Source organism: Sporosarcina luteola (assembly GCF_023715245.1).
Taxonomy (GTDB): domain Bacteria; phylum Bacillota; class Bacilli; order Bacillales_A; family Planococcaceae; genus Sporosarcina; species Sporosarcina luteola_C.
In genome coordinates this window covers 421143-431817 of record NZ_JAMBNV010000001.1, presented here as the reverse complement: position 1 = coordinate 431817, position 10675 = coordinate 421143, and the positions used below count along the sequence as shown (strand labels likewise).

The following is a 10675-nucleotide window of genomic DNA, read 5'->3' as shown; positions in this document are numbered from 1 at the left end:
GGTGTTGTTTGTCGAATGCTTTTGACCAATTAGGTTTGATTCAGAGCAGTGGATCGCGCAGGAAGTTCTGGATGATGTGATTGTCGGGCTCGTATGTCTTGAAGTTGTAGCCTTCTTTTTGAAGCCATTCTATGATTCTTGGTAGAGCGATGGTTGTTTGGCTGCGGTCATGCAGGAGGATGATGATGTCCTTGTCGCCGGATTTCACGGCTTTTATGACGCCGTCCTGGACGTTTTTCACGATTTGGCCAGCTTGTTTGTCCGTGTAGCGCCAATCATTGGAGTCGACGTCCCAGTCCCATAGTTTAAATCCGCGGGCGATGAGGCTTTTTTGCATGCCCGGCGTGACGAGCGGCTTACTGCCGTATGGAACGCGCACGAGATTCGAAGACTTCCCTGTGAGCTGTTCGACGAGTTCGGCGCCGCCAGCCATTTCGGCAATGAATGACTCAGTCGAATTGTAGACGAGTGTCTTGTCGTGCGTCATGCTATGCGAGCCGATGTAATGGCCGCTTTTCGAAACGGTGTTGACGATGGATTCGTTCTGTTTCATATGATTGCCGAGGAAGAAGAATGTGGCAGGTACTTTGTACTTTTCAAGTGTCGCGTGGTTGATCAGTGTGAATTGATTCGGACCGTCATCGAACGTCAAATAGACGGTCGGCTTTTTTGTTGTGTAGGTTCTTTGTTGCTGCTTTACATGTCCCTTTATGATTTCTTTGTACTCCTCATGGCTCATATGCGGATAGGTATCTCTATAAATCCTCAATGTTCGATATTCCGGAAAATATTCGAGCTTGAATTCAAATTGGTTTGTCAAATACTTCAGGCTGATTAACAGCTTGCCGGATTCATTGAAAATAAGTGGGTTCTCTGAAGAAGATGCTTCTTGTTCAGCAGGTATTCTAAGTGTAATTTCTTTCCCGTGTTTAGTTAATTTTATTTTTCCTTTTTCTTCTGTAATGGTGATGTACAGGTGTTTGGAAATCTCCTCTAAAAGCACCTTTGTATCACCGCTTATGACGTGGATGTTCTCGATCGGCAGCATTTTGTCATGAAGACCGATATAACGCTTTGCCTCACCTTCCGCTGCTGCTTCATTCACTCCAAGTATGAATGATATTAGTATGATTGCGATTATGACTACCTTTTTCAATTTATCTACTCCATTTCCACTAGTAGTTTCAATGTTTTAGTATATTAATTGAGTCGGACAAGTAGAATCATAATCAGCTTTGCTTACAGAGTGAAATAATTTTACTTACTATAAATTTCGACATAAAAAAACCGCCACTTGGGCGGTTTTTGTCTTGGTGTTTATTCCACGAAGCCGTACTTTACGTAGTTCTTCCATCCGAATATTCTCCAGTCGCTCCTTGACGGGAGTTCGAGCGGGAGAGGGAGGAAGACGTTGGATACGTTATCGATTTCATTGATGTTACGGTTATAGAAGGCGATATCGCCGGTTTTCAGGCCTTCCGTAATGACTGCGCGATTGTTCTTGATGAATGGAACCGTTACGTTCGTTTTGGTGGCGCGGCCTTGTTCGTCCAGCTTCCATACCACAGCACTATCTTTAACATACGATTCGAGCCATTGGATTTTCACTGAAACTGCTTCCGCTTCATTCACGATGATTGATGCGTTCACGTTTGCACCGAATGGTAAGTTGTATAGCTCCTCGAGCGGCATGATCGTGATTTCATATAGGTCGAGCGGGTTTTCCCGTTCTTTCGGATCGAGCTTATCGTATGCTTCGCGCCATCTGCTGTCTGTCGCAGGCACTGCGGAAACGGAATGCACCGTACCTTCGATGTTCGTCTCAAGATTATTCTCCTGGATGCGGACGAGATCGCCGGCTTCGATCTTCTGCCATTCGTCAAGTTGCGCGTATGTTGTGACGAGCTTCTTATTACTATAAATATCGGCGGCGAGTGTGAAGCCGTGCTTGTCCACTTCCGAAACCGTTCCGTCCACCGGGCTGATGAGCGCTGGACGGGTGGCGTCCTGTTCAAGCTGCGCTTGGACGACGGCGAGATTCCTGTCTATTTCCGACAGTTCGCGCTCCGCTTCGGCGATTGCCTGGGCGAATGCGCCGTCTTGGTGGACATCGACTTGGACATCGACGTTCAATTCAACATCTGTGCCGTCAGGTGTTTCGGTCGTATTGACATGGGACGAATTATTACGGGCGCTGCTCCGATCGGATTCGAGGCTTGCGATTGTTGATTCGACTGCACTACGTTGTTCAAGGAGTCCTTCTTCTTCCGCCTCCCATGCCGCGAGTTGGCTCTCTGCGCGTCCGGTCTGCAGCAACGCGATTTCATCCCCGACCTGAACTGGATCGCCTTCCTTGACGAGCCATGAATCGATTGTTTCATCGTCGCCGACGTAGACGGTGTATATGTTTTCAGGCGTGATGAGCCCTTCTTTCAAGATGTCCTCCTCATGATGTGCGGAAGTCATACGCTCGTACTTGTGGACATACAATGTTTTTGGAACCGTGCTTTTCTCAGAGAAGAGCACGTGGACGTTCAATGCGATGAAGAGGCTGACGATGATGGCGACGGTGATGCTTAATCGTTTTTTCATCTAGAAGCCACCTCCGAAAAGTGAATTGAGGATGGAATCGAACGGGATGTATGCGACCACCGCGGTGATGAGGGCCATTGCGACATGCAGGCCGATCAATATCCAAAGATGCTCTTTCCATCTTCCGTCCGCAATGAATCCTCGGATGTACCGGTATTGCAATGTGATGATCAGCGCGCTTGTGACCGTCAATTGGTTCATGAAAAGGATCAAATACCAATTGTCCATGACCGTGACGGCGAGCGGGCCGAATGATAGGAATGATAGGCTTACCGTTGCGCCTTTCATTGCAAAGACGATGAAGATGATCGCCTTTTCCATGAGCAGCACACCTGCGATGATCACTTGCAGCGGTACCAACTGCCGGTATGGGATTTTCGTCAGTGCTGACAGGATCAATGCGACTCCGAAAATATGGAATGTTATGTATAGGATCGACCAGAGAATCGTTCCCGCAAGTGATGCGTATCTTGCGATTATGTAGTCCGTTGTCGTCATTACTGACGTGAGTGCTTCCGTTCCCATTCCCCATATTTCACGGAGTGCGAATAAGGCGATGCCTGCAAGAAAAACGAGCAAGAGCCTTCTGTTGAAGTGTCGCATCGTGCCGGTTTGCAGCTGGGTGGCGAGCTCATAGGGTCTCGTCAAAAAGTGCCAAAATCGGTATTCAAAGAACATAGCGACAATCCTTTCTTCGGGTGTTTTTTGATGCTGTATACATAACTGTATCAAATCTCGTGGATTATTCAATTTTTAATAGTCATTTTTTGTATGAATCTTGGAGAATTTGGCCAGTCTAGTGGGAAGTTCATACCTTGTAACGCCTCATTTCCCGGGAAATCGACAAAGGAGCGGATTTTGATGGATCAAGACGATAAGCATCGATTCACCATGCAGGATTTCTTGTTCGGATTGACGGGTTCCACTGTATTCGTCATTGCGTTGCATTTTCTCACGAGTTGAGCGGGCGATTAATTAAGCCCTTGATGAATAAATGGAGCTCTTGTACTATGCAAGTTAGCAAGCTAGATATGTATACCCTATCAATCTAGTCATTTAAACTCCAAATTAAAAACACTCATCGTTTTTCGAGGACGATAAGTGTTTTTTCATGATTTGTTTTTCAATTTTCGTGCATTCCTTCCGTCAGTTGAGTGAATAAGGTGCGGTTGTTTGTTTCAAGTGCGTAGTCGATCATGCGCAGGCGGTTGTCGGATTCGATTTCTTTTAACAGCGCTGCCGCTTCCAGGATAACTTCTTCCGGTATTTCCAATTTCAAGTTTAATGTCCCTTCGAGGATGGATGACAGATGCAGATGAAGATCCGAGATGAGAAGCAGCTGGTAGAGCGGAAGCCGGATGAATCGGTTGCCCCGTTGGAAGACGAACACTTCTCCAAGGTTTTCGACTTGCAGGCTCTTCACATTGACGACGATCTCTTTTCCTTCAGAGGGGACAAATTGGTATACTTCACCGCCTTTGATAATCGAGAAATATTGATAGGCGAACACGAGACGGAGACGAAAGTCCTCTTGGCTAGTGAAAAAAGGCGTCATGCGCTGAACTGATAGCATAATTCTCCCTCCATCATTGAATATTCCGATTATTTCTATTCTATCATAGTTGACGATGTTTTGTGAATGATTTGTTTTCTATCTTATTCACTTACGTTTGGATTGATGATTTTTCTTATTCGGTTCCATTACGAATCGGATTTCCAACGGTTCAAACGGGATTTTCCTTTTCAACAGCTGATTGATGAATTTACTTTCCTTGTCATTGAAGAATGTCACTTCATCGGATTGATAGTTGACGACAATCGCCTCAGATTTGGGCTCGGGCGTCATGAATGTTTCGGCTGCTATGAATCCGCCGCCTTTTCCGTCTTCCACATAGATATGGTCGATCGATGTGTAGTCTCCCATTAGTAGATTACGTCTTTCATAGACTTTTGGTATATGTAGTATTAATGTTTCCAATTTGGTTCCCCCCATCTCTCTTTATGTTTGTTGTTTTCTATACTTTAAATGATATCATTTACGATTGTGGCATGAAAGCCTTATAATAAAGGGAATGCTTTAGTTTAGGGAGTGAGCCGATGCACATGTCAGTGGAACGAGTTTCTTATTTACATGAGCGTGAAATAGATGAATGTATGAACATGATCAAACACTCTTTCCGGCCCGATGTGCAGGGTGAGGCGCATGTCATTCGGAAAGCAGTTTCATTGGTCCGTAAAGGCGTGTTGCACAATTTCCGTTTTTCACAGGACGCCACGGCCATCGAAGTGCTGATAGCGGACGAGACAGAGGAATTTGTCACTCTTTCCCTTTCGATGACAGAAGCGTCTTGCACTTGTGATGAAGATGATTGGTGCGCCCATAAGATTGCGGTTGTCTTCCATCTTTATTCACAGTTACATTCGTTGACAGAATGGCTGCATGATTGGCAGCGGAGAGAAACGGAACAGATGGCGCTGACCGTTTCGGAACGGACGCCCGAAGCCTGGAATGATGTGTTGTACAGGCTGGCTGCTCCGCTTCGCGAAATCGGACCAAGTGATAATCCGAATGTGTTCATCCATGAAAGCTCATTGATGGACCAGAAAGTGATTCCGCTGTCCCCTTTCGAATATGAATGGAAGCCGCTGTTCGAACTGTTTTACCGGTTGCATCTGCTGGAGGCGGGCTGGTCTTTTGCGCACGGACATCTCGAAGAGGCGAATCATTTCACATACCGCCAATGGCAAGTGAAGATGTGGCTCAATGAACAGATCGAGAAGTTGCGTGACATCGGCAAGGCGCTTGGCAAAAATCCTCGACTGTTCGAGACGGATGCGTTTTACACCGCTTTGAAAAAACAAGTCCGCGAGTTCGTCCTTCGGAATAAAGGGCTTTTTGAAGTCCGCCTTGAAATCTACGCGATCATGTGGGAGTTCCTGTACAAGGACACGGCTGCTCAGGAGACGGAGCTTGCCTATCTGCTTGACGATGATTCAGTGGACGCCGCCTTTTTCGCCGCTTATTTCAACCTGACAAAAGGCGATGAAGAGACGCTTGCAAAAATAGCGGAACGGGCGGGCGGCGAGCTTGTCGGCCATTGGCTGCCGCTAGCGGATCTAGCTGCCGAGATGGAGGATCCAGGTTCCCTCACCGTCATCATGAATACGATCTACCCGCATATCGGCGATTTCTTTGGCCGGATTTCGTTTTCCACCGACCGGTATCATTTCATCCGGAAAATCGACGGATTGCTTGAAGAAGCGCATTTTCCGGAATCGCGCCGCGAAGAGCTTTTCATGATCTACGGGGAAGACGGCGTCAGCGCGTTCGGCGATTTCCTCATCGAGCGGGAGCGGTTCGCCGAATGGGCGGCACTCATGCATAGGTTCAATATTCCGTATGACGGGCTTGAGCCCGATACGTTGAAGTTCGTCCTCGCGAATGACCCGGCTTCCGTCATGCCGTTGCTCCATACGTATGCGATGCGGTTCATCCAGGAGAAGAACCGGCATAGCTACCGCCGCGCCGTACGGTTGTTCAAAAGTATGAAGGCGGGCGCGAAAAAGAGCGGCAAGGCGGATTTCTGGAACCGATATATCGACACCGTTCGCGAGCAGTATAGACGGCTCCGCGCGTTGTCGGAAGAAATGGAAAAGGGGAATTTGAATTTATGACGAAAATGGATACGTTGAATCTCCTCTTCCAATTGGCGATTGAACGGGACGAAGGAGGTCGGTATTCGGTTACCGCCACAGACCCGTCCGGACGTGCGGTTTCCCCGGACAGGCTTTCCTCCTTCCTGTTCTTCAATAATGAACAGGCGTTGTACGGCTTGTTGCCGACAACTGATGAAGAGGCCGTCCATTTGAATACGAATGAATTCCTGCAAGTGTTTGCGGGAAAGACGCATCCTTTCGCTTCGTTTGCGGGACGTACGACGAACGACGAGGCCCATTTATCCGCGTTGCGGGAAGCGGCCCGTTTATGGAATGAACCCGATTTCTGGCAGCACGCAGAGCTGGACGCAGGGATGATCCGATTCGACGAGGAAAAAATCGGGATTTCCGCCCTTTCTTCGATGATTTTGCATGATGCGATTCGCGAAAAACTCGATGCTTCGGCAATGCGGCTCGATCAGTTGCCGGCGTTGCTGCCGCATTTGCGGAAATACGGTTGGCCTGGCGATTCCGTTTCGACGATTCCGGTCCGGGTCGCTTTCCGCCTGACGGAGCCCGCTGAAGACGGGGATACGGAATGGCTGCTGGAGACGGTTGTCGTCAGCGAACGCGGGACGCATTGGACGCCGGCTGTCCGTAAAGCGAATGCGGAAATCGGCGATGCACTGCCTGCGAAATGGAAGGATTTCGCTGATGAAATCCGGGAGAAGCAGTCCGAGATGGTGTCTTTCCTGCGTTCGGTCGAGGCTGAGCCCGGGAACCGGTTTTTGTCGATTGCGATGTCTGATCCTGAAGTGCGGATGTTCATCCAGGAAGATCTGCCTGTGTTCCAGTCGTTCGGGTATGCTGTCATTTTACCGGCTTGGCTGAAGTCGGTGACGGAGTCGAAATTACGCGTCCGGACGAGTGCGAGTGTTCAATCGTATCGATCATCAGCCGGTCTTAATGAAGTCCTTTCATTCGATTGGAACTTTTCGCTTGCCGGGAAGGAGATCGATCAGGACTCATTCCGTAGGCTGGTGGATGAGAATCGTGAGTATATCCGGTCGGGCGACGAGTGGTTCCATATCGATCCACTTTGGCTGAAGCGGATTCGCGAGCTGATGGAGCAGGCGGATGCTGGCGAGTGGACGGTGAAGGATCTGCTGTTCCAAGAGATTCCCGAGGAGATCATCCCGGTTGATGAAGATGATGGTTCAGATGACCCGCTCCTGGCGTTTTCGATGAAGCAGTCGCTGCGCGAGTATGTCGAGATGGTTTCGAATAAGCAGGGCCTCCCTGACGCGGGTATTCCGGTTGAATTGAAGGCGGAGCTCCGTCCCTACCAAGTCGACGGGTATAATTGGCTCGTCTTCATGCGTGAGCATCATTTCGGCGCTGTATTGGCCGATGATATGGGACTTGGGAAGACGGTGCAGCTTATTACGTATTTATTGAATGTGCATGCGCGCCCGGAAACGGACTCCCCTTCGCTCATCATCTGCCCGACGAGCGTGCTCGGCAACTGGCAGAAGGAGATCGAGCGGTTTGCGCCGTCGCTTAAGGTGCATACGCATTACGGTCCGACACGGGCTCGGGAGGAAGAGTTCAATGCGCTTCTTCAAGAACGTAAGCCGGATGTCATTTTGACGACTTACGGCACTGCGACGCAGGACGATGAAACGCTTGGCAACACTGTATTTGCGAGTATTACGCTTGATGAGGCGCAAAATATTAAGAACATGCAGACGAAGCAGTCCCGGGCGATCCGGAAATTGCATGGCGACCACCAGATTGCGTTGACGGGGACGCCGATCGAGAACCGGCTGTCGGAACTATGGGCGATTTTTGATTTCATCCATAAAGGGTATTTCGGAAGCTTCCGGACGTTTTCCGAGCAGTTTATCGTTCCGATCGAGCGGGATGATTCAGAGCTAGAGAAGCGTAAATTACGGGCAAAGATTCGTCCGTTCCTGCTACGCCGCACGAAAAACGATCCTGATTTGCAATTGAATTTGCCGAAGAAGCTCGAACAGAACGAGTATTGCCCGTTGACGACGGAGCAGGCTGCACTCTATGAAAGTTTCATCGAGGATACGAAGTTCAAGTTGGATACGTTGACCGGCTTTGAGCGGAAAGGTCTCATTTTGAAGATGTTGAGCCGTTTGAAGCAGCTTTGTAATCATCCTTCGCTGTTTTTGAAGGAGCCTCATGCGCCTGCTGACCAGATGCTGGAGCGGTCGGTGAAGTTGAACCGGATCGTGTCTATGGCGGCGGACATCGCTTCAAATGGTGAGCAGTGTTTGATTTTCACTCAGTATATCGGAATGGGCCAGTTGATCCGCCAATGTCTGAGCGAGCTGTATGATATCGATGTGCCGTTCTTGTCGGGAAGCATGCCGAAGGGGCAGCGCGATCATTTGGTCGAGGCGTTCCAGGCCGGTGAATTCCCAGTTTTCATCCTGTCGTTGAAGGCAGGCGGCACCGGGTTGAATTTGACTGCGGCAAACCATGTGCTGCATGCGGACCGCTGGTGGAATCCTGCGGTTGAGAATCAGGCGACGGATCGGGCATACCGGATCGGCCAGACGAAGTTTGTGCATGTCCATAAGTTTGTGACCGTCGGGACGATTGAAGAGAAGATCGATAAGATGCTTGTTGAGAAAGCGGCGCTGTCCGCAGATTTGATCCAGTCGAGTCAATGGTTGACGGAGTTGTCCGATACGGAATTGGATGATCTTCTGTCGTTTGAAAGATAGGTACGTGACCTCGGTTTCCTTTTATGGAAGCCGGGGTCTTTTCACGATCGCTGTGCTTGGCGCCGCATATGTATGGGGATGACTTTTCTCGCGAGTTCTCTTTCTTCCAGCTCATTGAGCCGTTCATTCAGGCGAGCGATGATGCGGATGAGTTGTCCGACTTGCAGTTCCGTGCGGATGAGCTGTTTTTCGAATTTATCCATTTGTTTTACCTCCCCTCGGTATTGGTTAGATGCGGCGGGAGCGGTCCCCGCCGCATGGTGTCGGCCAAGATCATTCGGCCTACGCAGCTAGCATTGCGTCTGGCGGACGTGATGCCCCCTGTGGATATGGGAGGGTCCCCACCCTTCATATCCTAATCGCTTTGTTCTCCTTCTTACTCACTTAGATATTTTCATTCCACTATTCATTTTTATGTGTATCCGAACTTCCGGCGGTCCCCCTTTTTGGTTATTCTCCCTACCTATGTATCGTCCTTTGAAGGTCAATAGATAGGTAGTCCCTCTTTTTCGATTTGCGGCAGATGGAAGTTCGTGCTGACCTTCTCCTGTTGCGCCTTGCTTTCATTTCCGCCGCTTTGTTGCACATTTCCTTCAGACTCTCCGTACAAGTTGTCGTTCGTTCTCCGCTTTGTCGACAGGAAGCGGATTTCCTCTCCGATCACTTCAGTGACGAAAACTCGGCTATTGTCTTCGCGTTCGTATGTCCTCGATTGGATTCGTCCGCCGACACCTACTAAAGATCCTTTTCCACAATGTTTCGCAGTGTTTTCCGCAACTTTCCCCCATGCTGTGCAAAGGATGAAGTCGGCATCCATTTCGCCATGCTTGTTTTTGAAATTGCGGTTCACGGCAAGGATGAAGCTTGTCTGCAGTCTCCCTTCCGATAGCCTTCGTAAAATCGGATCTTTTGTCATGCGCCCTACGAGTGCAACTTGGTTCACTTTTCCCCCTCCTTTCTTCCTGTGATGTCTTCATCTTATGACGGATTGAAAATTGGCGCAAATCGTGAAAACCCGGTTTTGATAGGGTTTTCAGGCTGTATTATTGGTTGAGAAATGAAGAATGTGGATGATGACAATGGTTTGGAAGTTTTCATTTACACGGGATAATTCGAGCTTGGCTGTTTCTGAAGTTTTTTTCCGACGTGTGGTATACTTGATGAAAAAGTGAGCGGGGTGGCGCATTTGAAGACATTCAAGATGATTTCGGTCGGTATATTGATAGATGATAAGATTCAAGACTTTCCGCTAGTCGACGGCATTATCATCAATCAGGAGAATAGCCACCGGATGTGGATTTTGGAGCTTTTCATCGATCAGGAGCACCAGCAATTGTTCGAGGGGTGGAAGGAGTCGGGTGAGCTGTTGGAAGCGCGCGTCGTCATTTCCTATCCGGAAAATGAGCCCGCGGGGTTCCGCGTTGCGGTCGATGCCGTGGAGCAGATCGGCGAGCATATTTCGGTGTTGTTGAAGGGCCGGTTGAAGCGTGCCCGCACCCAGTATGCGGAGCATTTATTGGAGGAATTGATTACCGAAGGGCTAGGCGGCGAGGAGTTGCTGAAGCGTTTCGAGTCGGATATGCGCGAGCGTCCGCGGTTGAAGAAGGATCGGGAAGAAAAGTGAGTGGGAGCTGCCTGTTAGGGGCGGCTTTTTTTGATGGCGTTTA

10 protein-coding genes are annotated in these 10675 nt (G+C 49.1%); 3 read left to right on the top strand and 7 right to left on the bottom strand.

Translation table 11 applies throughout. From position 1 onward, the window contains the following. Positions 1 to 40: 40 nt before the first annotated feature. The 5 genes from M3152_RS02175 to M3152_RS02155 all read right to left on the bottom strand — a co-directional run bounded on the left by M3152_RS02175 (position 41) and on the right by M3152_RS02155 (position 4570). Complete coding sequence (locus M3152_RS02175) at positions 41 to 1156, bottom strand: polysaccharide deacetylase family protein (RefSeq protein ID WP_251693562.1); 1116 nt, start codon at positions 1154 to 1156, stop codon at positions 41 to 43. Between the two features lie 161 nt (positions 1157 to 1317). Beyond that, positions 1318 to 2592, bottom strand: coding sequence for an efflux RND transporter periplasmic adaptor subunit (locus M3152_RS02170; protein ID WP_251693561.1), 1275 nt, complete (start codon positions 2590 to 2592; stop codon positions 1318 to 1320). Next, a complete protein-coding gene (locus M3152_RS02165) occupies positions 2593 to 3270 on the bottom strand; it encodes a hypothetical protein (RefSeq protein ID WP_251693560.1) in 678 nt (225 codons plus the stop codon). A 445-nt stretch (positions 3271 to 3715) separates the two neighbouring features. Continuing rightward, positions 3716 to 4165 (bottom strand): transcriptional regulator, encoded by a 450-nt coding sequence (locus M3152_RS02160; protein ID WP_251693559.1) that lies wholly within the window; start codon positions 4163 to 4165, stop codon positions 3716 to 3718. Positions 4166 to 4252: 87 nt separating this feature from the next. Beyond that, positions 4253 to 4570: a hypothetical protein gene (locus M3152_RS02155; protein WP_251693558.1), complete on the bottom strand. Its 318-nt coding sequence runs from the start codon at positions 4568 to 4570 to the stop codon at positions 4253 to 4255. 119 nt (positions 4571 to 4689) lie between these two features. On the opposite strand from M3152_RS02155, the gene M3152_RS02150 reads away from it, so the two are divergent. Continuing rightward, positions 4690 to 6267 carry a hypothetical protein gene (locus M3152_RS02150; protein ID WP_251693557.1) on the top strand — a complete coding sequence of 526 codons (1578 nt, stop codon included), beginning with the start codon at positions 4690 to 4692 and terminating at the stop codon, positions 6265 to 6267. Continuing rightward, the gene (locus tag M3152_RS02145; RefSeq protein WP_251693556.1) at positions 6264 to 9008 is read left to right on the top strand and encodes a DEAD/DEAH box helicase; all 2745 of its coding nucleotides are present in this window, start codon (positions 6264 to 6266) and stop codon (positions 9006 to 9008) included. The genes M3152_RS02150 and M3152_RS02145 overlap by 4 nt, the downstream gene beginning before the upstream one ends. Before the next feature lie 41 nt (positions 9009 to 9049). Here M3152_RS02145 and M3152_RS02140 read toward each other — a convergent pair whose 3' ends face one another. Further along, positions 9050 to 9211, bottom strand: a complete 162-nt coding sequence (locus tag M3152_RS02140) for a hypothetical protein (protein WP_251693555.1) — start codon at positions 9209 to 9211, stop codon at positions 9050 to 9052. Between the two features lie 281 nt (positions 9212 to 9492). Next, positions 9493 to 9951, bottom strand: a complete 459-nt coding sequence (locus tag M3152_RS02135; protein WP_353056600.1) for a single-stranded DNA-binding protein — start codon at positions 9949 to 9951, stop codon at positions 9493 to 9495. 243 nt (positions 9952 to 10194) lie between these two features. Between M3152_RS02135 and M3152_RS02130 the strand changes: the two genes are divergently transcribed. Continuing rightward, complete coding sequence (locus M3152_RS02130) at positions 10195 to 10632, top strand: YwpF-like family protein (protein WP_251693554.1); 438 nt, start codon at positions 10195 to 10197, stop codon at positions 10630 to 10632. Positions 10633 to 10675: the final 43 nt, after the last annotated feature.